Origin of the sequence: Pseudomonas sp. PDM31, from assembly GCF_019218965.1 — a bacterium.
GTDB lineage: Bacteria > Pseudomonadota > Gammaproteobacteria > Pseudomonadales > Pseudomonadaceae > Aquipseudomonas.
In genome coordinates this window covers 89,356-112,453 of the sequence record NZ_JAHUWS010000016.1, presented here as the reverse complement: position 1 = coordinate 112,453, position 23,098 = coordinate 89,356, and the positions used below count along the sequence as shown (strand labels likewise).

General features: G+C 61.1%; 22 protein-coding genes and 2 pseudogenes. 9 read left to right on the top strand and 15 right to left on the bottom strand.

The window, feature by feature from the left end:
* Positions 1–50 precede the first annotated feature (50 nt).
* The gene (locus tag KW839_RS25415) at positions 51–224 is read left to right on the top strand and encodes a hypothetical protein (protein WP_177336950.1); all 174 of its coding nucleotides are present in this window, start codon (positions 51–53) and stop codon (positions 222–224) included.
* Between the two features lie 8 nt (positions 225–232).
* On the opposite strand, the gene KW839_RS25410 is transcribed toward KW839_RS25415, so the two are convergent.
* Complete coding sequence (locus KW839_RS25410) at positions 233–1,429, bottom strand: multidrug effflux MFS transporter (protein ID WP_218425805.1); 1,197 nt, start codon at positions 1,427–1,429, stop codon at positions 233–235.
* 91 nt (positions 1,430–1,520) lie between these two features.
* Positions 1,521–1,718, bottom strand: a complete 198-nt coding sequence (locus KW839_RS25405) for a heavy-metal-associated domain-containing protein (RefSeq protein ID WP_060540529.1) — start codon at positions 1,716–1,718, stop codon at positions 1,521–1,523.
* Between the two features lie 148 nt (positions 1,719–1,866).
* On the opposite strand from KW839_RS25405, the gene KW839_RS25400 reads away from it, so the two are divergent.
* From KW839_RS25400 to cueR, 3 genes are all read left to right on the top strand, one after another.
* Positions 1,867–2,250 carry a hypothetical protein gene (locus tag KW839_RS25400; RefSeq protein WP_060540528.1) on the top strand — a complete coding sequence of 128 codons (384 nt, stop codon included), beginning with the start codon at positions 1,867–1,869 and terminating at the stop codon, positions 2,248–2,250.
* Between the two features lie 194 nt (positions 2,251–2,444).
* Entirely contained in the window at positions 2,445–4,838 is a 2,394-nt protein-coding gene (locus KW839_RS25395; protein ID WP_218425804.1) for a heavy metal translocating P-type ATPase, read from the top strand.
* Positions 4,835–5,248, top strand: a complete 414-nt coding sequence (cueR, locus tag KW839_RS25390; protein ID WP_060540526.1) for a Cu(I)-responsive transcriptional regulator — start codon at positions 4,835–4,837, stop codon at positions 5,246–5,248. The genes KW839_RS25395 and cueR overlap by 4 nt, the downstream gene beginning before the upstream one ends.
* A gap of 228 nt (positions 5,249–5,476) precedes the next feature.
* Here cueR and KW839_RS25385 read toward each other — a convergent pair whose 3' ends face one another.
* On the bottom strand, positions 5,477–6,370 hold the full coding sequence (locus tag KW839_RS25385) for a PA4780 family RIO1-like protein kinase (RefSeq protein WP_060540525.1): 894 nt from the start codon (positions 6,368–6,370) through the stop codon (positions 5,477–5,479).
* 266 nt (positions 6,371–6,636) lie between these two features.
* On the opposite strand from KW839_RS25385, the pseudogene KW839_RS25380 reads away from it, so the two are divergent.
* Positions 6,637–6,882 (top strand): annotated as a pseudogene (locus tag KW839_RS25380) (chemotaxis protein); the annotation flags it as partial.
* Positions 6,883–7,412: 530 nt separating this feature from the next.
* On the opposite strand, the gene KW839_RS25375 reads toward KW839_RS25380, so the two are convergent.
* Complete coding sequence (locus KW839_RS25375) at positions 7,413–8,690, bottom strand: acetyl-CoA C-acetyltransferase (RefSeq protein WP_218425803.1); 1,278 nt, start codon at positions 8,688–8,690, stop codon at positions 7,413–7,415.
* A 265-nt stretch (positions 8,691–8,955) separates the two neighbouring features.
* Here KW839_RS25375 and KW839_RS25370 point away from each other — a divergent pair, with 265 nt between their 5' ends.
* A complete protein-coding gene (locus KW839_RS25370) occupies positions 8,956–10,308 on the top strand; it encodes a 3-oxoacyl-ACP reductase (protein ID WP_218425802.1) in 1,353 nt (450 codons plus the stop codon).
* 2 nt (positions 10,309–10,310) lie between these two features.
* Complete coding sequence (locus tag KW839_RS25365; RefSeq protein WP_218425801.1) at positions 10,311–11,165, top strand: MaoC/PaaZ C-terminal domain-containing protein; 855 nt, start codon at positions 10,311–10,313, stop codon at positions 11,163–11,165.
* A 22-nt stretch (positions 11,166–11,187) separates the two neighbouring features.
* On the opposite strand, the pseudogene KW839_RS25360 reads toward KW839_RS25365, so the two are convergent.
* From KW839_RS25360 to KW839_RS25340, 5 genes and pseudogenes are all read right to left on the bottom strand, one after another.
* Positions 11,188–11,289 (bottom strand): annotated as a pseudogene (locus KW839_RS25360) (response regulator); the annotation flags it as partial.
* 458 nt (positions 11,290–11,747) lie between these two features.
* On the bottom strand, positions 11,748–12,305 hold the full coding sequence (locus KW839_RS25355; RefSeq protein ID WP_218425800.1) for a DUF4136 domain-containing protein: 558 nt from the start codon (positions 12,303–12,305) through the stop codon (positions 11,748–11,750).
* Positions 12,306–12,358: 53 nt separating this feature from the next.
* Complete coding sequence (locus KW839_RS25350) at positions 12,359–12,979, bottom strand: DUF4136 domain-containing protein (protein ID WP_060542835.1); 621 nt, start codon at positions 12,977–12,979, stop codon at positions 12,359–12,361.
* Positions 12,980–12,991: 12 nt separating this feature from the next.
* Positions 12,992–13,741, bottom strand: coding sequence for a methyltransferase domain-containing protein (locus KW839_RS25345; protein WP_218425799.1), 750 nt, complete (start codon positions 13,739–13,741; stop codon positions 12,992–12,994).
* Positions 13,741–14,043, bottom strand: coding sequence for a MazG-like family protein (locus KW839_RS25340; RefSeq protein ID WP_060542833.1), 303 nt, complete (start codon positions 14,041–14,043; stop codon positions 13,741–13,743). The genes KW839_RS25345 and KW839_RS25340 overlap by 1 nt, the downstream gene beginning before the upstream one ends.
* A gap of 193 nt (positions 14,044–14,236) precedes the next feature.
* Here KW839_RS25340 and KW839_RS25335 point away from each other — a divergent pair, with 193 nt between their 5' ends.
* The gene (locus KW839_RS25335; RefSeq protein ID WP_218425798.1) at positions 14,237–14,530 is read left to right on the top strand and encodes a hypothetical protein; all 294 of its coding nucleotides are present in this window, start codon (positions 14,237–14,239) and stop codon (positions 14,528–14,530) included.
* Between the two features lie 72 nt (positions 14,531–14,602).
* Positions 14,603–15,952 carry an MATE family efflux transporter gene (locus tag KW839_RS25330; protein ID WP_218425797.1) on the top strand — a complete coding sequence of 450 codons (1,350 nt, stop codon included), beginning with the start codon at positions 14,603–14,605 and terminating at the stop codon, positions 15,950–15,952.
* A gap of 29 nt (positions 15,953–15,981) precedes the next feature.
* Here KW839_RS25330 and KW839_RS25325 read toward each other — a convergent pair whose 3' ends face one another.
* The 6 genes from KW839_RS25325 to KW839_RS25300 form a co-directional block, all read right to left on the bottom strand.
* Positions 15,982–16,776, bottom strand: coding sequence for a DUF4123 domain-containing protein (locus KW839_RS25325; RefSeq protein ID WP_218425796.1), 795 nt, complete (start codon positions 16,774–16,776; stop codon positions 15,982–15,984).
* A complete protein-coding gene (locus KW839_RS25320; RefSeq protein WP_218425795.1) occupies positions 16,773–18,092 on the bottom strand; it encodes a type VI secretion system Vgr family protein in 1,320 nt (439 codons plus the stop codon). Before KW839_RS25320 ends, KW839_RS25325 begins: the two co-directional genes overlap by 4 nt.
* Positions 18,093–18,324: 232 nt before the next feature.
* On the bottom strand, positions 18,325–20,238 hold the full coding sequence (gene speA / locus KW839_RS25315; RefSeq protein ID WP_060542828.1) for an arginine decarboxylase: 1,914 nt from the start codon (positions 20,236–20,238) through the stop codon (positions 18,325–18,327).
* A 218-nt stretch (positions 20,239–20,456) separates the two neighbouring features.
* Positions 20,457–20,828 (bottom strand): translation initiation factor Sui1, encoded by a 372-nt coding sequence (locus KW839_RS25310; protein ID WP_060542827.1) that lies wholly within the window; start codon positions 20,826–20,828, stop codon positions 20,457–20,459.
* A gap of 210 nt (positions 20,829–21,038) precedes the next feature.
* Positions 21,039–21,608: an NUDIX hydrolase gene (locus tag KW839_RS25305; protein ID WP_060542826.1), complete on the bottom strand. Its 570-nt coding sequence runs from the start codon at positions 21,606–21,608 to the stop codon at positions 21,039–21,041.
* 3 nt (positions 21,609–21,611) lie between these two features.
* Positions 21,612–22,679, bottom strand: coding sequence for a DUF2333 family protein (locus KW839_RS25300; RefSeq protein ID WP_060542825.1), 1,068 nt, complete (start codon positions 22,677–22,679; stop codon positions 21,612–21,614).
* Positions 22,680–23,098 lie beyond the last annotated feature (419 nt).

Sequence of the window (23,098 nt, the reverse complement as noted above, 5' to 3'; positions counted from 1 at the left end):
TCCTGTGAGGCAACCTTTTGCATGACGTCTTTTACAAGAGGAGATCAGCTGTGAAGATCCTGATAAAAGAACTGGCAAAATCCCAGTGGCAAGTCAATCTTGACCAGCATGCCGTGACTTTCCGTAGCGAAGCGGAAGCCCGTGCTTTTACCCGCACCCTGGAAGCACGTATCCAGGCACCCCACCAGATTCCCCTCCTCTATCCGCAGCGTGCTGCTGGCTGAGCCTCACCTCAAGCCTGGGCCTTCTGCAATACCCGGGTATTCTGCAAACGCCGGGTGAGCATCGCGACGCTCACCACCAGAACGCCGCACAGGCTGATGACCATGGCCATCGGCATGGCGCTGCCGTCGTGCAACACGCCTACCAGCGCGGCAGCACCTGCCGCCACGCTGAATTGCAGGCAGCCAAGCATGGCCGAAGCGCTGCCGGCGCGTGCCCCCTGGCCGTTCATCGCACAGGCCGAGGCGTTGGGAAGAATGCAACCGAGACTGGCGATACAGACGAACAACGGAATCAGCAGTGGCCACAGTTTTTCGGTTTGCAGCGAGCTGACCGCGAACAACGTCAGGCCGGCCGCCAGATAAATCCACACCGCACGCGCCAGCAAAAAAGCCGGGCCACGTTTTGCCAGTAACCGCGCGTTGATCTGCGAGACCAGAATCAATCCTGCCGCGTTGATGCCGAACAGCCAGCCGAAGTGCTCGGCGGGAACGCCATAAAGCTTGATAAAGACAAACGGTGATCCAGCGATGTAGGCAAACATCCCGGCAATGGCAATGCCTCCGGTCATGGCGTGGCCGAGGAACACCGGGTCAGCCAATAGCCGACCGTACTGGCGCAACGCCCCCGAGAGTGGTTGACGCGGCACATGGGCCGGCAAACTCTCCGGCAATCCGAAGGCCACGGCCAAGCCCGCCAATGCACTGAACCCGCTCAGGGCGAGGAAGATCGATTGCCAACCGGTGGTGTTGACCAACAGCCCGCCGAGCATCGGCGCGAGAATCGGTGCCAGCCCCATCACCAATATCAGTTGCGAAAAGACTTTTGCCGCCCCCACTGCATCGCATTTGTCGCTGACCACCGCCCGGGAGATCACCATTCCCGCACACCCGCCCAGCGCCTGGACAAAACGTGCGCCGATCAGCCACTCCAGGTTCGGCGCATAAGCACACGCCAGAGAAGCAACGGTGAACAGGCCGACCCCCGTCAGAAGTGGAATGCGTCGGCCGAAACGATCCGCTACCGGGCCGTAGGCAAGCTGACCGATGGACAAGCCGAGGAAGTACGCCGCTAGCGTCAGCTGAACGTGCTGTTCGTCCGTGGCGAACGCCAGCGCCATGGCCGGAAACGCCGGCAGATAGAAGTCGATCGCCAGTGGACCGAAAGCGCTCAAGGCGCCGAGAATCAGAATGGTGCGAAAGTTCATCAGGCATCCAGAGGGGCAAGAGTCGGCAGCCCGACAGTCTAGCCGCCCATGGACGCCTTGAACATTCCGATAGCTCGCTAACTATCAAAAATCAGACCAGCTGGATGCCATAGCCTTCTTCGCGAATCGCCTCCATAACCTGTTGCGCCGTCAAGGCACTCTCGACACCCACCTCCCTGGCAGCCAGATCGACGCGCACGCTGGCCGCCGGATCTTTAGCCTGCACTGCCTGGGTGATGGCCTTGACGCAATGACCACAGGACATGCCTTCAACATTGAAAACCTGCATGGAATGACTCCTTTGATTAGGGTTGAGTAAAGTCTCGGGCTTGCCACCATGGCAAGGTCAAGTTCTGCAGCTATCTGCCGGGCTGGCAATCGACGTCGCGCTCGGCCAAGCTGCGTCCATCAATGACTCGAACTCAGGAGATTCAGCCATGCGCTGGTCAGCTTTCAGCCTGTTTGGCTTCCTCAGCCTTTTCGCCGCCCTGCCCTCGGCCCATGCCAACGGGGAGGATTACGGCGTGCTGGTGATTTCCCGCGAGCGCCTGGAAGTCGCAACTTCCTGCGAGATCGGCGTGTACATCCAGGATCAACTGGCGGCGCGTCTGTTTCAGGAACAGAGCACTTCGTTCAACCTGCCGCCGGGCAATGTGTCGCTGCGTCTCAAGCTGCTGCCGGGGCAAACGCCGGGCTGCAACCCGGGCATGCTCGCCCCGGGCTCACAGCAGATTTCGCTCAAGGCCGGGGATGTGCTCAAGTACCGGATCGCGATGACGCAGGAAGGGATGTATCTCAAGCGAGCTGATTTGGGCTACTGACACACACATCCCTCCTGTGGGAGCGGGCTTGCTCGCGAAGGCGTCAGATCATTCAACAAATATGTCGACTAATCTGACGCCTTCGCGAGCAAGCCCGCTCCTACAGGGGTTCTGCGGTGAATATTGATTGGTGCTTGACCTTGCCAGCATGGCAAGGTTGATCCTGTGGTTATCTACTACAGGGAGCGTGACCGATGTCCGAATCCACCACCTTCGACCTACCAATTGCCGGAATGACCTGCGCCAGTTGTGCCGGACGTGTCGAGCGAGCATTGAGCAAAGTCAGTGGCGCCAGTGCGGTCAGCGTCAATCTCGCCACTGAGCAGGCCCGGGTCCAGGCACCCGGCGACAGCCTGCCGGCCTTGATGGACGCCGTGGAAAAGGCCGGTTACAGCGTGCCGCAGCAGACCCTGGAATTGAACATCGAAGGCATGACCTGCGCCTCCTGTGTCGGTCGGGTGGAACGGGCACTGAGCAAAGTGCCGGGGGTAAAACGCGTCAGCGTCAACCTGGCCAATGAACGCGCGCACCTTGAACTGCTCGGCCAGATCGACGCGCAAATCCTGATCGCGGCCGTCACCCGGGCAGGCTACAGCGCCAGCGTCCAGGAAGCCGGGCATCAACAATCCGACGATCAGCAACGGCGTCTGCACCGCGACCGTTGGGCGTTGATCATGGCTATCGGCCTCGCCTTGCCGCTGGTGTTGCCGATGTTGTTGCAGCCGTTTGGCGTGCACTGGATGCTTCCGGCCTGGGCGCAATTCGCCCTGGCCACGCCGGTGCAATTCATCTTCGGTGCCAGGTTTTACCTCGCCGCGTGGAAAGCCGTGCGTGCCGGTGCCGGTAACATGGATTTGCTGGTCGCGATCGGCACCAGCGCCGGATATGGCTTGAGCCTCTACGAATGGGCCACCGCTGCCGGGCGCATGCCGCACCTTTACTTCGAAGCGTCAGCGGTAGTGATCGCCCTGGTGTTGCTGGGCAAATACCTGGAAAGCCGCGCCAAGCGCCAGACCGCCAGCGCAATCCGTGCCCTCGAAGCACTGCGCCCGGAACGGGCCATTCAGGTGATCGATGGGCGCGAGCAAGACGTCGCCATCAGCGCCCTGCGCCTGCATGACCTGGTGCTGGTCAAACCCGGCGAACGCTTCCCTGTGGACGGTGAAGTGGTCGAAGGCCAGAGCCACGCCGACGAAGCGCTGATCAGCGGCGAAAGCCTGCCGGTGCCGAAACAACCGGGTGACAAGGTCACCGGTGGCGCGATCAACGGCGAAGGCCGCTTGCTCGTGCGCACTCAGGCCCTCGGTGCGGAAACGGTGTTGGCACGCATCATCCGCCTGGTGGAAGACGCCCAGGCGGCGAAAGCACCGATCCAGAAACTGGTGGATAAAGTCAGCCAGGTGTTCGTGCCGACGGTACTGGTGATCGCCCTGGCCACCCTGATCGGCTGGTGGCTGTACGGCGCCCCGCTGGAAACCGCGCTGATCAACGCCGTGACGGTGCTGGTGATCGCCTGCCCTTGCGCGCTGGGCCTGGCAACGCCGACGGCGATCATGGCCGGCACCGGGGTGGCGGCGCGGCACGGGATTCTGATCAAGGACGCCGAAGCCCTTGAGCGTGCCCATGAGGTCAGCGCGGTAGTGTTCGACAAGACCGGCACCCTGACCTCGGGGGCGCCACGCATTGCCCATTTGAGCGCGGTCGATGGCGACGAAGCACTCCTGTTGCAACAGGCCGGCGCCCTGCAACGCGGCAGTGAGCATCCGTTGGCGAGGGCCGTGCTGGATGCGTGTGCCGAACGTGGTTTGAACGTGGCCGATGTCAGCGACAGTCAAACCCTGACCGGGCGCGGCATAGCCGGCACTCTTGGGGGGCGGCGACTGGCGTTGGGCAATCGGCGCCTGCTCGAGGAAACGGGTTTGAGCGCAGGGCAATTGGCCGATTCGGCAGCTCCCTGGGAGACCGAAGGCCGCACCCTATCCTGGCTGATCGAGCAAAGCCCCGAGCCACGGGTATTGGGCCTGTTCGCCTTCGGTGACACCCTCAAGCCCGGCGCGCTGCCAGCGGTGCAACAACTCGCTGCACGCCACATCAGCAGCCACCTGCTGACCGGCGATAACCGTGGCAGCGCCAAGGTGGTGGCCGATGCGCTGGGGATTGCCGATGTCTACGCCGAAGTGCTGCCGGCGGACAAAGCCGCGACTGTCACTGCACTGAAAAAAACCGCCGTGGTAGCGATGGTCGGCGACGGTATCAACGACGCTCCTGCGCTGGCTGCCGCGGATATCGGCATTGCCATGGGCGGCGGCACCGACGTGGCCATGCACGCCGCCGGCATTACCCTCATGCGTGGCGATCCACGGTTGGTGCCGGCGGCGCTGGAGATCAGCCGCAAGACCTACGCAAAAATCCGCCAGAATCTGTTCTGGGCATTTGTGTATAACCTGATCGGTATTCCGCTGGCGGTATTCGGTGTGCTTAACCCGGTGCTGGCCGGCGCCGCCATGGCGCTGTCGAGCGTCAGCGTGGTGAGCAATGCGTTACTGTTGAAAACCTGGAAACCCAAGGACCTGGAGGACAACCGATGAACATCGGCCAAGCGGCTCGCCAGAGCGGTCTCACTGCGAAGATGATTCGTTATTACGAGTCTATCGGCCTGCTCAAGGCGGCCCATCGCACCGACAGTGGTTATCGGCTGTACGGCGACGATGACCTGCATACCCTGGCCTTCATCAAGCGCTCACGGGATTTGGGGTTTTCCCTGGAAGAGGTCGGCAAGCTGCTGACCCTCTGGCAAGACCGTCAACGTGCCAGCGCCGATGTGAAAGCCCTGGCCCGGCAGCATATCGATGAACTGAACCGCAAGATCCGCGAGCTGGGGCAACTGCGCGATACCTTGCAGGACCTGGTTGAGCATTGCCAGGGGGATCATCGGCCGGATTGCCCGATTCTGAAAAATCTTGAGTCGGGGTGTTGTGCGCAACTGATACATGCCTGAACCCACCCCTCACCCCAGCCCTCTCCCGGAGGAAAAGGGCTGGAGTGAGGCGCTTCAAGTAATGAGTTCGACTCAAAGTTTAAGGTTGCAGTGATTCTTGCCAATAACTCGGTCGGCTCCCTCTCCCTCCGGGAGAGGGCTGGGGTGAGGGAAGAATCTGACTGACACCCCACGAAATAACTGACACCCACAAAAAACCCGGCCGAAGCCGGGTTTTTCTTTAGCCCATCACTGCATCCAAGGCGGAGGCGGTTCTTCAGTCTTGCCTGGCGGCGCGTCATCAGCCGCGCGCACCGCTTGCTTGCGCTCTTCATCCAGGCGCGCAGCCTCGATTTCACGCATGATCCCGCCGACATCCGCCAGCTCTTCCGGTTCGTCGAACTCCCCGGTCAGGACGCTCGCCGGGTGCAAGGTGCCGGCCTCGTACAAGGCCCACATTTCCTTGGCGTACCGGGTCTTTTTCAGCTCCGGGGCAAACCGCCCGAAGTAGGACGCCATGTTGCCGACATCCCGCTCCAGCATGCTGAACGCGTGGTTGTTGCCCGCCGCATCGACCGCTTGGGGCAGGTCGATGATCACAGGCCCCGTAGGCGTCAGCAGCACGTTGAACTCGGACAGGTCGCCGTGCACCAGGCCGGTACACAACATCAGCACGATCTGCGAGATCAGGAACGCGTGATACTCGCGCGCTTGATCCGGTTCCAGTACCACATCGTTCAGGCGCGGCGCGGCATCACCGTATTCGTCGGCCACCAGCTCCATGAGCAGCACGCCTTCGAGGAAATCGAACGGCTTGGGTACCCGCACGCCGGCACTGGCCAGCCTGAACAGCGCCGCCACTTCGGCGTTCTGCCAGGCGTCTTCGGTTTCCTTGCGGCCAAACTTGGAGCCCTTGGCCATCGCCCGGGCCTGACGGCTGTTGCGCACCTTGCGGCCTTCCTGATACTCGGCCGCCTGACGGAAACTGCGTTTATTCGCCTCCTTGTAGACCTTCGCGCAACGTAACTCGTTACCGCAGCGCACCACATAAACAGCTGCTTCTTTACCACTCATGAGTGGGCGCAGCACCTCGTCGACCAGACCGTCCTCGATCAGGGGTTCAATGCGTTTTGGAGTCTTCATCAGCTTTTATTATGGGTCCTTTATTACCAAACACGCGAAAGTCATTCGTTATACGGCAATCCACTCGCCGGGGGGAGGGGTTGCCGACCTAAGACAAGCATTTCCGACACAAGCTGGCAACGCAACTCATCACATAGGCAGGATTTTTCCCGGTAATCCTCAATTTCCTTCGACCGCAGCCGAAGCTCTTGGTGACAAAGTGACGTGTCTGACAATCGCGCCAAAACCAGCGATGCCGCACTCAGGACCCGGGGTTGACCAAGAGTGAGGCGCGTAACAGCTTCGGGCAGATCCGCGAGTCGGTGGACGTGATCCGTGACATGAACACCCAGATCGGCACGGCAGCCGAGCAACAGCATCAAGTGGCCGAAGACATAAACCGGCACATCAGCCAGATCCACAGCGATACACAGTGGGTGGCGGAACTGGCGAACTCGGCGTACCTGGACTCCCAGAGTCTGGCCGGGTTGTCGAATGAGCTCGACGGGTTGATGCGGCGGTTTCGTACCTGATAGTCGGCGAAGAACCTTTAAAAGCCCCCCTCACCCCAGCCCTCTCCCCCAAGGGGAGAGGGGGAAAGGGAGCAGATCTTCAAACTGTTCAAAACCTGAGTTTGACTCAGGCTCTAAGGTCGCCGTACATCGTCCAGACGACTCGGTCAGTCCCCTTTCCCTCCGGAAGAGAGGGAAATCGAGCTGATCCTCATGCAGTTCAAAACCTGAGTTCGATTCAGACTCTCAGGTCGCCGTACATCGTCCAGACAACCCGGTCATTCCCCTCTCCCTTTGGGAAAGAGGGAAATCGAGCTGATCCTCATGCAGTTCAAAACCTGAGTTCAACTCAGGCTCTCAGGTCGCTGTATATCGTCCAGCCAACCCGGTCAGTCCCCTCTCCCTTTGGGAAATAGGGAAATCGAGTTGATCCTCATGCAGTTCAAAACCTGAGTTCAACTCAGGCTCTCAGGTCGCTGTATATCGTCCAGACAACCCGGTCAGTCCCCTCTCCCTTTGGGAGAGGGTTAGGGTGAGGGTGGCCCTTGCAGTCAACGCTCAAGTATCGCCGTCACCCCCTGCCCTCCTGCCGCGCAAATCGAAATCAACCCCCGCCCCCTGCCCGCCGCATCCAGCAACTTCGCCAGGTTGGCAACAATGCGCCCACCCGTGGCCGCAAACGGATGCCCTGCCGCCAGGGAACTGCCTTTGACGTTAAGCCGGCTCCGATCAATCGACCCCAATGGCGCATCAAGGCCGAGCCGGGTTTTGCAGTACTCGGGATCCTCCCAGGCCTTCAGGGTGCACAACACCTGCGCGGCGAAAGCTTCGTGGATTTCGTAATAGTCGAAGTCCTGTAGCGTCAGGCCATTGCGCGCCAGCAAGCGTGGTACCGCATAGACCGGCGCCATCAACAAGCCTTCAGCTCCGTTGACGAAATCCACCGCTGCCGCTTCACCGTCGCGCAGGTACGCCAGGATCGGCAAGCCGCGCTCCTTCGCCCATTCCTCACTGCCCAGCAACACCAGGGACGCGCCATCGGTCAGCGGCGTCGAGTTGCCGGCCGTCAGGCTGCCCTTCGCGCTTTTTTCGTAGGCCGGCTTGAGTGCCGCGAGCTTTTCCAAAGTCGAGTCGGGCCGCAGGTTGTTATCGCGGGTAAGCCCCAGAAAGGGGGTCATCAGATCGTTGTGCCAGCCTTCGGCGTAAGACGCCGCCAGTTTCTGATGGCTCTCGAGCGCGAGCCGGTCCTGGTCTTCGCGGGCAATGTTCCAGGTCTGGGCCATCAGTTCGCAGTGCTGGCCCATGGACAAACCGGTGCGTGGCTCACCGTTGCGCGGAAACTCGGGGACCAGATGACGGGGGCGCAATTGCAGGAACGTCTTCAGTTTGTCGCCCGTGGTTTTCGCCCGGTTGGCTTGCAGCAAAATCTTGCGCAGGCCTTCGTTGACACTGATCGGCGCGTCCGAGGTGGTATCGACACCGCCGGCAATGCCGCACTCGATCTGCCCCAGGGCAATTTTGTTCGCCACCAGCAATGCCGCTTCCAGCCCGGTGCCACAGGCCTGCTGAATGTCATAAGCCGGGGTCGCGGGTGACAGCCGCGAGCCGAGCACGCATTCGCGGGTCAGGTTCATGTCCCGGGACAACTTGAGCACCGCCCCCGCGACCACCTCTCCGATGCGCTGGCCGTGCAAGTTGTAGCGCTCGATCAGACCTTCCAGCGCGGCGGTGAGCATCACCTGATTGCTGGCCGTGGCATACGGACCGTTGGAGCGAGCGAAGGGAATCCGGTTACCGCCGATGATCGCGACACGGCGCAGCTGGGTCATAGAAGCTCCTGACAAATTATCTGATTTCAACACCTTCCCCCTGTGGGAGCGGGCTTGCTCGCGAAAGCGGTGGATCAGTCAACCAAGATGTTGAATGTGCTGGCGCTTTCGCGAGCAAGCCCGCTCCCACAAAGGTTGAGGTGCTAGCCGAATCCCGTGGTCAAACTACTCTGCTGTTACCAAGCGTAGGCCTTAAATGGTGAATCGAACGACTGATCGCCGTTCATGGTCCACACTTTGAACCCCAGCTGCTGGAGTGCGTTCCATGTCTGACCGCTATATCGACTTCGCCAACTCATCCATCGGCCATCGCCTGGTCGGCGCCCTGGGGCTGCCTTCGCCAACCCGCCTGGAGCGCTGGCAAGCAGGCCGGCTGCGGCCTGTGGAAGGTGCGCTGCTGATCGGCGGCGGGCCCTTGGCGGAAAAAGTCAGCGCCTTCGCCAACCGCCTGACCGATGCCATCTACAGCTACGGCACCGAACCCTCGACGGCGACCGCCTGGATCCCCGGTCATGGTCCGAAACTCAAAGCGGTGGTGTTCGATGCCAGCGACCTGACGCACACCGATCAGCTCAAACAGCTACGCGAATTCTTCCAGCCGCTGATGAAAAATCTGGAGCACTGCGCACACCTGGTGATCCTCGGACGCGATCCACAAACCCTGACCGAACCGTTCGCCGCCAGCGCACAGCGTGCCCTGGAAGGCTTCAGTCGTTCGCTGGCCAAGGAACTGCGCAGCGGTGGCACCCTGCAGCTGATTTATGTCGGTGAAGGCGCCGAGGATCAACTGGAAGGCCCGTTGCGGTTTTTCCTTTCGCCGAAAAGTGCATTCGTCTCCGGACAGGTCATTCGCCTGGCTCCCTGCGAGACCCAGGTGAGCGACTGGACGCGCCCGCTCGCCGGACGCAAGGCGCTGATCACCGGTGCCGCGCGGGGTATCGGGGCCTCCATCGCCGAGACCCTGGCCCGGGATGGCGCCGAGGTCATCCTGCTTGACGTGCCACCGGCCAAAACCGATCTCGACGCCCTCGCCGCCCGCCTCGGTGGCCGCAGCGTCACCCTGGACATCTGCGCCAAAGACGCCGCCACGCAACTGGTCGAACAGTTGCCCGACGGCATCGACATCGTGGTGCACAACGCCGGCATCACCCGGGACAAAACCCTGGCCAACATGACCCCGGAATTCTGGGACGCCGTGCTCGCGGTCAACCTCAACGCCCCGCAAGTGCTGACCAAAGCCCTGCTCGACAGCGGCACCCTGCACGACAACGCCCGGGTGATTCTGCTGGCGTCCATCAGCGGCATCGCCGGCAATCGCGGGCAAACCAATTACGCCGCCAGCAAGGCCGGACTGATTGGCCTGGCACAGGCCTGGGCGCCCTTGCTCAATGAGCGTGGCATCAGCATCAACGCCGTGGCGCCGGGCTTTATCGAAACCCAAATGACCGCACACATTCCCTTCGCCCTGCGCGAAGCCGGGCGGCGCATGAGCTCCATGGGCCAGGGCGGCCTGCCGCAAGACGTCGCCGAAGCCGTGGCGTGGCTCGCGCAACCGGGTAGCGGCGCCTTCACCGGGCAAGCGCTGCGCGTGTGTGGACAAAGTGTTCTGGGGGCTTAGCCATGATCACTGACTGGCACACACTCAACCGCGAACCGAGTCTGCCGGGGCTGTATGCGCGGGCGGCGACGCGACGCAAAATCACCGGCACGACCCTGCCCGACTCAGGTTTGCGCTGCTGGGTGGACGTCGATCCGCAGCGTCTGGCGGCTTACCGCAAGGTTTGTGGTTTCGCTGATAACGGCCTGCTGCCACCGACCTATCCGCACATCCTTGGCTTTGCCCTGCAGATGCAATTGCTCACTGCCAGCAACTTTCCGTTCCCGCTACTGGGGTTGATTCACCTGAGCAATCGCATCCGCGTATTGCGCCCACTGGGTGGAGTGAGTCGCGCCCGGGTGAGCGTGCAGGTGCAGAACCTGCAACCCCACGCCAAAGGCGCAACCTTTGATCTGGTGACAACCCTTGACGATCAGTTGGGCACGCTGTGGGAGGCGCAAAGCCAGATGCTCTGCCGCGGAGTCAAACTCGATGGTGAACCGGTCGAGGAGGCGCTGGCATCGACCCTGATGTTAAGCGAAGTTGAAGACTGGAAAGCACCCTCGGACATTGGCCGGCAATACGCCAGAGTATCGGGCGATTACAACCCGATTCACCTGAGCGCCGCGAGCGCCAGGCTCTTCGGTTTCCCGACCGCCATCGCCCATGGTCTGTGGCTCAAGGCACGCACGCTGGCTGCGTTGGGCGAGCAACTGGCTGTGTCGAATGTCGACATCGCCGTGCAGTTCAAAAAACCGGTGCGCTTGCCCAGCGAGGTGACCTTGTTGGCCAGCGCGGCAGGGTCGAGCGGGGACTTGCGCCTGGCGGGCGCCGGGGATCTGGAGCACATGGTCGGGCATTGGCAACCGCTCGCCTGAGGGCGCACGTTTCAGGGAAGACTCAGCTTTTGACCAGATAAACCTGCGGCTGCGGAAACAGATTGTTCAGGGTTTCCAGCAGTCGCACGTGGTAGATCGGCTTGCGGAAAAGATCGAGCAACCGTTATCGCTCCAACCGTCGCCACCGCACCAGCCCCCGCCATCGCGGTACCTGCGCCAGCGGAGGACCTCGTCCGCCAGCCCGTGGTCGTGCTCGTCAATGGTGTTGCGCCGTTCGCGCAAATCAGCGCCGCCGACGTGGCCCTGGAAAATCTGCGCACGGTTCCGCCCGGCAGTCTCACTCGCCTCGACCAGGCCATTGTTGTCGGGCCGGGCCGCGAAACTGCATGCGGGGAGACATGGCGCACTCCTTTGCCGACGCACTGCGGGGCTCGACCTCCGTTGGTGAGAAGCAGTGTAGACAAAGGTGGCCATGGCTGCCGGCAACTCGCCACTCAAGATCCAAAAATGAACCCTGTGGCAGCGGGCTTGCTCGCGAATACGGTTTCTCAGGCGACCCTGCCTTGAATGAGAAATCGCTTTCGCGAGCAAGCCCGCTCCCACAGGGTAGGCAGGAGGGGCTTATCGTGGTGGGTAGTTGGCCAGAATCCGGGTGACCGTTTCATGGATGGCATTGCTTCGATCCGAGGGGTTCGGCGTGCGGCTGAGCATCTGCTCATCACTGCCGCGCCACACCAGTCTGCCGTCCTTGCCATCGAGCATGTCGATCTGGATGGTCGCTACCTTGTAGTTGACGTTGCGGGTTTCGTTATACATCGGCGCGCCCCAGTAACCGTTCCACGGGTTACCCCAACCGCCGCCATAACTGGTGGTCACCTGCTGTTGTCGGTCTTCGACAATCAGGTAGGTCTGCACATTCAAGTCACCCTTGGCGTCGGCGGTTGCCTGACGCAAGCCACGGGAATCGAGCTGGTCGGTAACAGCCTGGCGGATGCGTTGATCGGTCAGGTCACTCTGGATCCGTGGATCATCGGGGCGGTATTGCACGGCGGGCTCTTTCCAGCTCCAGCTGTGGTAAGCCGCAAAATCACGGCTGGCATCAAAGTCATGATTGACCTGGTTGGCAGCGCAGGCACTGAGCAACGCGGCCACTGCCAGTAAAGCGAGACGGCGAAACATGATGGTTCTCCGGTTGAAAAACAACGATGCGAAATGCTTCTTATCTACAGAAGTTAATGAGGAGGATACGCCGACATTGCCTTTTCCACAGCCTCACGAATGGCATCGACCCGCTTGCTTTCGCTGTCAGCATTGCCAGTCTCGGCGCTGGAACTCCAGATGGCCTGGCCGCTCTGGGCGTCATACAGGTCTACCTGGACCACCATGACCTGTTCCGAATAGGTGCGAACAATCGGCACGGCGGTGTACATGCCGTAGCCCGAGCCGTACCCGTGGTTGTAGCCACCATAACCGCCATAGACTCCGCCGTAGTAGTCATCCTGAACCTGACGCAAGCGGGTTTCCATGCGCAGGTCGGCGCTGACGAACAGGTCTGCCGGACGGTTACCGTGCAGCGGTCGCAACCCTCGCTGATCCAGCGCACTGCTAACCGCTTCGGCGACCTGGGCCGAGTCCGCCCAGACCGTGCCGGGTGGCGGATGCCCGTCGAGCCAGGCCCAGCTGCGGTACTGTCCATAGTTCCGGATCGGCGCAGGATAGGCGCTATGGTCGAAGGTATTGGCCGCCTGGGGTGGCGCCGGTGGCAAGGGCCTGGAGCTGGCCACATAAGGGTTGCTGCCCTGACAGGCCGCCAACCCCAGGCAGAACACCAGCACAGCTGAACGACTCATCATTTCGCGCTCCGATCAGATCGGCCGGCAAATCCAGTGCAAGTAACGCCCGAGCCCGGCAAAGCTTGGGTGACGGCGGTGAGCCAGTTCCATTTCCAGCAGATCCACCAGTTCGGCGCGGGCCTGGAACTCCACCGGCATGTAATCGTGAAAAACCCGCACCCCACTCTGAGTTTCGACCCGCCACAGACCTTCAAGTTGCGCCGCCAGTTCGCGCGGATCAAGGGGTTGCTGCGGGGTCAGGCTCTGCTTTTCGCCGGCCATGTCATTCTTGCGCATCTTGCGAAAGTGGCCCTTGAGCAAGTTGCGGTAAATCAGCGCATCGCGGTTGTAGAACGCCAGGGACAGCCAGCCGTCCGCCTTGGTCAATTGATGCAGGACCGGCAGGATCGCGTGGGGCTCAGCCAGCCATTCCAGCACCGCGTGGCACAGCACCAGATCGTAGGGTTCGGTGAGCTGGCCGAGCAACTCCTGCCATGGCGCCTGAATGAAGGTCGCGGTCTGGCCGGCCTCGGCGAAACGCTGGCGGGCACCTTCAAGCATCGGCTCGGCGGGTTCGGCCAGGGTCACCTGATGGCCGCGCTGGGCCAACCATAAAGACATGTGGCCAAGGCCGGCGCCAATGTCCAGCACTCGCAGCGGCCGGTCCGGCAGGGTTTCGGCCAGGTCCGCCTGCAACACCGCCAGGCGGATGGCACCTTTGGCGCCACCGTAGATTTTTTCAGCGAAACGGGTCGCCAGTTGATCGAAATGACGGTCGCTCATCAGCTGAACCTCCGTTCACTGTCAGCCAGTTTGCTGCGCACCACTTCTTCCATATCCAGCCCCAACTCGCTGCACAGCAGCAATAAATACAGCACGATGTCGCCAACTTCCTGACCGGCATGCGCCAGTTTTTCCGCCGGCAACTGGCGTGACTGGTCTTCGCTCAGCCACTGGAAAATCTCCACCAGCTCGGACATTTCCACACTCGCGGCCATGGCCAGGTTTTTCGGGCTGTGAAATTGCCGCCAGTCATTGCGATCACGGATGGCGTGCAGGCGTTCGGTCAGTTCAACAAGGTTCATCGGGTTCTCCTGAAGGCGTATAGCTTCGGGGGGATGGGCAGTGAAGGCAAGTGGCAGCGTCATCCCGAGGACTTTGCGTCATAATCGAAAAGATCGCAGCTTTGGGCAGCCTCTGCAGGGAACTCGGTGCCATGATCGACAGCCCAAGCTCAAATCTGGCAACCATGCCTCTCTTTGATCAGGACGTCACTCCATGCAGGTAGAAGGTTTTTCCGAATGGCTCGGTCAGTTACTGGGCTCGATCATCCGCTTCGTCGTTGATGGCCTCAGTGGGCTGTTCAATCTGCTGAGCCAGGCCAGCAGCAACTTTGTCGAAGGTTTGTCCAACGCCCTGGGCATGGACACCTCCATCGTCAGCATCATTACCCTGATCCTCGGCCTGGTGCTGCTGTGGTCGGCAATCCGCGCTTTTCTCAATGCGTCGATTATCATGGGGATCATCTGGTTGATGCTGGGGCTCTGGTTATTGAGCTGGATAATTCACTGACACCGCTTGCGTAATGGAATACGGAAGATTGCAAATGTGTCGATACAATGCCCGCTCCCCCAAGGAGCCTGCATGTCCAACCTGACCACCGACTGGCGCGACCGCCCCACCCATCGCCGGGTCTGGGCGCTTGCCGCGCCGATGATTCTCTCCAACATATCCGTGCCGCTGGTGGCGCTGGTCGACAGCACCGTCATCGGCCACCTGCCCCATGCCCACCAACTCGGCGCCGTCGCGGTCGGCGCCAGCCTGTATACCTTTCTCGCCTGGGCAATGGGCTTTCTGCGCATGGGCTCGACCGGGTTCGCCGCCCAGGCCGCCGGGCGCGGGGATGGTGCGGCGCTGCGGCAGATTCTGTTGCAAGGCCTGTTGCTGGCCATGGGCCTGGCCGTCGTATTGGGAGCGCTCGGCGTTCCCTTGAGTGGTATCGCGCTGCATTTCATGCAGCCGTCGGCCGAGCTTGATCAACTGACCCGCGAGTTCTTTCACACCCGGCTGTTTGGCCTGCCCGCCGCGCTGGCCAGCTATGCGCTGGTCGGCTGGTTCCTGGGCACCCAGAACGCCCGGGCACCGCTGGCGATTCTGCTGAGCACCAACCTGGTCAATATTGCCCTCAACCTGTGGTTCGTCCTCGGGCTGGACTGGGGCGTGGTCGGCTCGGCCAGGGCTTCGGTGATAGCCGAATGGACCGGTGCGCTGATCGGTCTGCTGATGACCCGCAAGGCCCTGCGCGCCTACCCGGGGCATATCGTCTGGGCGATGTTGGCGGTATGGCAGAGCTGGCGCCCGCTGCTGGCAGTCAACCGCGATATCTTCATCCGCAGCCTGGCGCTGCAATCGGTGTTTTTCCTGATCACCGTGCAAGGCGCCCGGCTGGGCGACGCTACCGTCGCCGCCAACGCGCTGCTGCTCAACGGCCTGCTGCTGACCGCCCATGCGCTGGATGGCCTGGCCCATGCGGTGGAAGCCCTGTGCGGGCATGCCATCGGCGCCCGCGACCGCGATGCCCTGCGCCGTTCATTGGTGGTGGCCTGTGGCTGGTCGTTGCTGGCGAGTCTGGGCTTTGCCGTGCTGTTTCTATTCGCCGGGCATCTGTTCATCGAGATGCAGACCGACATTCAAAGCGTGCGCGACACCGCCTTCATCTACCTGCCCTACCTCGCCGCGCTGCCGTTGATTGCCGTCTGGAGTTACCTGCTCGACGGACTGTTCATCGGCGCCACCCGCGCCCGAGAGATGCGCAACGGCATGCTGCTGACGGTGGTGCTGGTATTACCGTTTGGCTGGGGATTGCAGGATTGGGGCAACCACGGCCTGTGGATAACCTTTCTGGTATTCATGTTGCTGCGCAGCCTGACCCTGGGTGTCATCGCCTGGCGCCTGCAGCGCGACGATGGCTGGTTTGCCCACGCAACGCACTGAACCGGCATGGGCTCGCCATCGATTTGCGTTCAGGGTTGGTTGTTCTGCCATAACTGACGCAGGCTATCGAGGCGCTCCTGTTGAGTCAGCCCCGACATCGGCGGCACAGGTATCGCCGCGGGGAACTGCATGCGCAGCCAGATCCAGCCATCGAGCACTGCACGCTCAGTGAAACCCAGTGTCAGCCCTTCCTGCAGCAGGGGCCACAGGCGGGTGAAATCGATCCCGCTGGATCGACTCCAGCGCCAGGCATGTTGTTCGAGCAGGCAGGTTTGCAGCTTCTCCCGTTGCCAGGCACTGAGGCTTTCCTCAACGGCCAAGGGGGTAACCGCCAGCGCCGGATTCAGCAGGCGCTGCCAGCCTTCGCAACCGATCGCACGGTCGGCCCAGGTGCCACCGAACCAACGTAGCTGGCTGATCGGCCCTAGCCAGCGACTCAACTCCACCGCATCACAAGCATCAAAGAAGTAACTGGCCGTGTTCGGATTGTAATAACTCAACAGGGCCCGATGCACGCCGACAGTGACCGTGAGCATCCGTCGCAAGTGCGCCAGCAGCGTCAGCTCCGAGGTCTGGCTGACAATCAGCAAGCCGCGCCAGCGTTGCCCGTCGACCAGGCATAAATCAGCCAGCGCCGGGCATGTGCGCAGATCAACGAGTACAGGTCCGTGCTCATGCAGCGCATGCCACTCGGTGCCCTCGAACAGCCAGAACCGCCGGGCTTGCACAAAGGTCTGCTGCAAGACCGTCACCACCCCTGGCGAACCCGGCACATCCAGCAACAGCCACTGGGGGCGTGGGGTGGGCATTTGCGTGGTGATCATGCCCGACCACCATGTTCGAGCCCCAGCGCTGCACGACAAGTGCAAAGCGTCTGTTCGCAATGGTTGAAGCTGCCACCACCGGGTAGCAGGCACAGCAACATGAGCGGTTCACCGGAGCCCAGCCATTGCTGCAGACCGGCCTGGACAGTTGCCGGGCACTGCGCCATGAGGGCGCTCGCTGCCTCGTCGGCTTGCGGGACGTGAAGCAGGCTGGTTATCAAAGGCTGGTCCGGATCTCCGTCGATGAAGCTCACCAGCACTTCGGTCCCTTCTCGCAGTGACTCCAGGGTGAGCGCCTGCAAATCGGCCGCCAGGGGCAGCCAGCAGTGGCTGGGGGTCGCCCCTTCGCCTTGATACAGCCAGTCGAATTGCACCGGTACCGGTCTGCCGGGAGCCGGGCGCAGTTCATCGACTTCCACCACCCATGCCCGCTGTAGACCGTGCATGCGTGGCTTGGTGACTGAACGGGGTGGCTCGAAAGGAATACGCCCACTCAGGGCGCGAACCTGATTGTAATAAGGCGTCAGCGGATCCTGGCTGCCCCGATGCTCGATATGGGTCAGCAACCAGCGCTGATTGCACTCGGCAACCGGGTGATCGGCCAGCGGCATCAGTTGCCCGCTGCGCAAGGTCGCCAGGTCCGTACGGCAATCAGCAAACTGCACCGCAGAATCCGTGGAGCACTGAAGTTCGAACTCACGTACTGCCGGTTGCTCACCCTTTCTACGAAACAACGCACGCTCGCTCAGGGGAAGTTGCTGCCGATCATCACGGAACACCACGCGGTGTCGACGCGCCAGGTGTTCGAAGTGGTAATCAAGCTGTTCCTCGGCACACAGGCGCTGGAGAAACTGCAAATCCGACTCCTTGTACTGCGTACAAAAATCGCGAAATGGATAATCGCCTTCCAGCTCGAAGCGTCGGTCATCGCCGACGATGCCGTGTTCCTTTAGCACCTGATCGATGATTTGCGGCACCGAACGGCCACTGAAAATCCGCTGGCTGAAGCGCTGGCCCAGACACGCCAGCTTCGGCCCCAGACGGATCTGGCAAAGCCTGCTCCCCTGGCCCTGGTCACGCTGGACAAGTTCATGCAGTTGTCCGCAGATGCAGCTTCCTGGCGGCCCGAAGTACAAAGTGGCCGGCCGATACAACAAGCTGGCAAGGTCAGGCACCGAGTCATGGATCAGCAGTTCGACATCGAACACAAACGGCTCGTTGACAGCCTCTTTACCGGTAAAGGCAAGGACCTCGAAGGGATCGGGCAGACCGGCTACATCCAGACGAAATGAGGGCTCGCTGACTGGATTGGACATCGGCATTTCTCTACTGGGGGGGCGGCCGGGGATTCTCGCCGAGAGACATGGCCGAGTAGAGGGCAGAAGTACAACTTAGGAAACGGCCTACGCGAAAAGAGGACGTTTTTGCTTTGATCGCCGCAGCGTGGAAATTTCCTACGGGATAAAGAGAGATGCCGCACCAGATCATCTGAAATTTCCGCAGAAACCGGAAAAAAATTCAGACGATCTGGTCAGCGCGTCCCTGACCTCAGGAAGACAGGTAGGACGAACGAGTCAACCCCAGGCGCAGGGCATCGAGGAACTGCGTGCGCTCGCTGGCACTGATGCGGGCACTGGCGCACTTGTCGCGGTAGTGGGTCATCAGTTCTTCCGGCGACAAGTGCACATAGCGCAGCATGTCTTCGATGGTGTCATGGGTCTCGATACCGGCGTGGTACACGCTGCCGTCGGCGTTCTGGTAGATGTTCACCGAGTCGGTGTCACCGAACAGGTTGTGCATGTCACCGAGAATTTCCTGGTAAGCCCCCACCAGGAACACGCCCAGCAGGTAATCCTCACCTTCGTTCAGGCCATGCACCGGCAGGCTGGTTTCGATGCTCTGCTCGTCGACGTACTGGTTGATCTTGCCGTCGGAGTCACAGGTCAGGTCCTGCAGCACCGCACGACGCAGCGGCTCTTCATCGAGGCGATGCAGCGGGATGATCGGCAGTACCTGGTCGATGGCCCAGGTGTCCGGCAGGCTCTGGAACACCGAGAAGTTGCAGATGTACTTGTCGGCCAGCTTGTCGTTGAGTTCGTCGAGCACCTGACGGTGCGAACGCTGACGCGCCTTCAACGAATTGTGCAGGCGACGGCACACGGCGAAGTAGCATTGCTCGGCCAGGGCTTTCTCGGCCAGGGTCAGCTTGCCGTCGGCGTACTGCGACGCGATATCACTCATGTAGTGCGTGGCGCGCCAGTAGGTTTCGGTGACCATCTCGATGTCGGTCGGACCCAGCAGGTCCACCAGCCACTGCACGGTTTCCGGCAGGTTTTCCTTGTTTTCGATCAGCGGGATTTCGTCGTTGTGTTTCTCGACGTCGGTCACCTGAATCACCAGCATGGCATGGTGCGCGGTCAGGGAGCGGCCACTTTCGGAGAAGATGTTCGGATGCGGCAGGCTCTGCGCGTCGCAGAATTCCTTGAGCATGCCGACCACGACACCGGCGTAATCGTCCATGTCGTAGTTGATCGAGCTGGCGTTACGCGAGTGTGTGCCGTCGTAGTCCACGCCCAGGCCGCCACCGACGTCGATGTGATCGACCGGCAGGCCGAGGTTGCGCAGTTCGCCGTAGTAGCGGATGGCTTCCTTGAAGCCGTGCTGGTAGTCCGCCAGGTTGGCGATCTGCGAGCCCATGTGGAAGTGCAGCAGGCGAATGCCCTGGTCCAGACCGGCCGCGCGGAAGCGCTCGACGACCGACAGCAACTGCGCCGCCGACAGACCGAACTTGGATTTTTCGCCACCGGTGTCCGCCCACTTGGACGAGGCCAGGGACGACAGGCGTACGCGCAGGCCGACCTGCGGCTTGACCTTGAGCGACGCCGCTTCTTCGATCACCAGGCCGACTTCGGACTCTTTCTCGATCACGATGAACACGTTGTGGCCGAGCTTCTGGCCCATCAGCGCCAGACGGATGAACTCGCGGTCCTTATAGCCGTTGCAGACAATGGTGCCGCCCTTCGGCGCCAGTGCCAGCACCGCCAGCAGCTCAGGCTTGGAGCCGGCTTCCAGACCGATGGAGACATTCTGGGTGGCGATGATGTTCTCGATCACCGCTTCTTGCTGGTTGACCTTGATCGGGTACAGCGCGGTGTACTTGCTCTGGTATTCCAGACGCTCGATATTGGCGTCGAACGCACCGGTCAGCTGACGCACGCGGTCTTGCAGAATATCCGGGAACCGTACCAGCAGCGGCAAGGACAAGCCGCTCTTGCGCAGCTGGTCGACTTGCTCGAACAGGTCGATAGGCGAGCTGCTCGGACCGTTCGGACGAACTTCGACGCGACCGGCGTCATTGATCGCGAAATACCCGGCCCCCCAATGGCGAATCCCGTAAACACTGCGGCTGTCCGCAACTGTCCATTGGCTGCCATCGTCTTTGCGTGTGCGTCGTACGGACATCGAAGTCCCCTATAAAGAAGTCATAGTGCGTCGCCTGGGTTCAGGCCGGCGCAGTCTAAAGAATGAAAATGACGGTTGGTCAACGAGGTCATAGACCCCGCCGACCGCTACGAGTTTAGATACCGGTCATGAACAGGCTCTGTGAAAACCATGTAGACGGCGCCGGGCCCGAATGCAATCGAGGCCGGTCAAGCCGGGGGTGGGTTTCACAGAGGCTGCTAGCCGCCGGACTTCTTCGCTTTGAAGCCGTGCTTGATCAGCTCCGCCAAGAGTAGCTCGACATGATCGCCCTGGATTTCGATGATCCCGTCTTTCAACGCTCCGCCTGTGCCACAACGCTTTTTCAACGTGGTCGCCAGTTCCCTGAGCGCGTCTTCAGCCAGCGGCACGCCGGTGATGGTAGTCACCGTCTTGCCGCCACGGCCCTTGCTTTCGCGACGCACGCGAGCAACGCCGTCGCCGGCCGGGATAACGGTCTGTTTGCAGATACAGGCGTCCACCGGTTTACTGCATTCCGGGCAATGACGACCTGCGTCGGTGGAAAATACCAGGCCACCGAGGGCGGCGAAGGATGCGGCTTTTTTGGCCACCGGCAATCCTCTTTGGAGGACAAAGACTGGTCGCAGCAACCCGGGCAGGTGCCATCGACCGCGAAGCCCCACTCAGGCAGGGGCAGCGCTACTGAAACGGTATAACCCTGCAGGCTCGCTCCTACAGTTACAGCCATACCGGTTCAGTTTGAAAAGGTCGCGCAGTGTAACGGCAAAAACGCCGATTGCTAAGAGCCAATCGGCGCCAATTTATAGCTCTTTTGCGACGCTGGTTTGTTTAGCCTTCAGATAACGCTTCAACGCTGCCAGGGAGTCCGGGCAATAGGGCTTCTGCTGGATTTCCAGCATCACCTGTTCGATGGGGATGAAACGCGCTTCCAGCACTTCTTCCGGTTGCAGGATCAACGGCCCGTCCCACACCGCGGAAAACGCCGAACACCACAGGCGATTGCCGGTGTCTTCAAAGAAAAAATGGTCATGGGCGGTCAGTTCCACACCACTGACACCCAACTCCTCCTCCAGCTCACGGGCCGCGGACTCGGCATAGGTTTCACTGGCGAGCACCATGCCGCCTGCTGCCACGTCCCAGTAGCCGGGGTAGATCGCCTTGCTCAGGGTGCGCCGGTGCACGCACAACTCCCCGGCGGAGTTGAACAACATGATGTAGGTGCCGCGCCCGATCAGCCCGCGCTCACGCAGGTCCGAACGGGCCAGGGACCCGAGCGGATTGTCCTGCTCGTCGACCCAGGCGATTTGCTCGGCATCAGAGGCCGCCCGGTGCGCGGCCTCGCGTAAGTTATCGGCGCAGCTATCAACCATGACTCAGCCCTGATTGAGCAATTGACGCAAATCGATTACTGCGGCGTTGGCCCGGGAGATGTAGTTGGCCATGACCAGCGAGTGGTTGGCCAGCACGCCGAAACCGCTGCCATTGAGGATCATCGGGCTCCATACAGCCTCCTGCGACGCCTCCAGTTCACGAATGATCTGGCGCACACTGACCGTGGCGTTCTTTTTCGCCAGCACATCGGCGAAGTCGACTTCGATGGCGCGCAGTAAATGGGACAAGGCCCAGGCCTGACCGCGGGCTTCGTAGAACACGTTGTCGATCTGCATCCATGGTGTTTCGACGATTTCCTCGTCGACCTGCGGCACTTCACCCGGGGCTACAACCTCGGTTTTCAAGGCGGTATTGAGCTTGACCCGGCCGACACTGGCCGACAATCGTTGCGACAACGAACCCAGGCGCGTCCCGACATCACCCAGCCAGTTGTTCAGGTTGTCGGCGCGGGCATAAAACAGCGCACCCTTCTGGTTCGGATCAGACAGGCGCGCCTGATAGCGGCTCAGGGAATTGATGCCTTCCTGGTATTCGGACTCACTGGATGGCAGCACCCAGCTTTTATTGTCGAAGTTGAAACGCGGTTCGGCCTTGGCCAGATCGGCGTCTTCGGCGGACTGTGATTGCGAACGGGCGAAGTCTTTACGCAGGGCGCGGCTCAGGTCGCGAACCTGCACCAGTACGCCGTACTCCCAGCTCGGCATGTTGTCCATCCACAGTCCCGGCGGGAAACGGTCATTGGATATATAGCCACCCGGCTTGGCCAACAAAGTACCGGCAACGGTCTTGAGGGTTTCCACCGTGGTGTAGCCGATGACCATCTGCTTGCCTTCTCTCTCGGCAGCCATCTGTGCGGTTTGCTGGACCGGGAACAACGCGGGTTCCTGGCTCCAGTACCAGCCCAGCGCAATCGTCACCAGCAGGTAAAGAACGACCAGCGTAGCCAGCGCCCGGCTGAACAACAGGCCGCCCAGATAACTGCGGGTGGCCGACTTGGGTTCAGCGGCACGTTCAGGCGCACTGCCTTCGCGGTTTTTCCAGTCCAGCATGGCGATATCCTTTCAATTACTTGAGTTCACGGTTCGACCACAACCATACAACAACGTGCCTTTGCCCGGCACCCGCCAATGCGTTGTTGGCGGAAATTACCGGGCGGGCGGACGAAAAACTCGTAACCGGGACACCCATCGCCAACCTTGACGCAGACTTGTTGGTCATGATCAGGTCCCATCAGGGAATCCCTTAGGTACCAGCGCCCAAAAAAGCGCGCAGATTTGCCCCTGCGCAAGACCAGAAACACTCAAAGTCCTCTTTGCGCGGATCGCTCTGAAAGAGGCATTTGATCGGCCAAAGGCCTGATTTTACGAGCCAGGAGCGGACCGACCAGTCACAAACTGAATGAGGTCGGTTTACAGATAATTACCCTACACCTCTCATGTCATTGAAAAGAGGTGCTAGCATAGAGCCA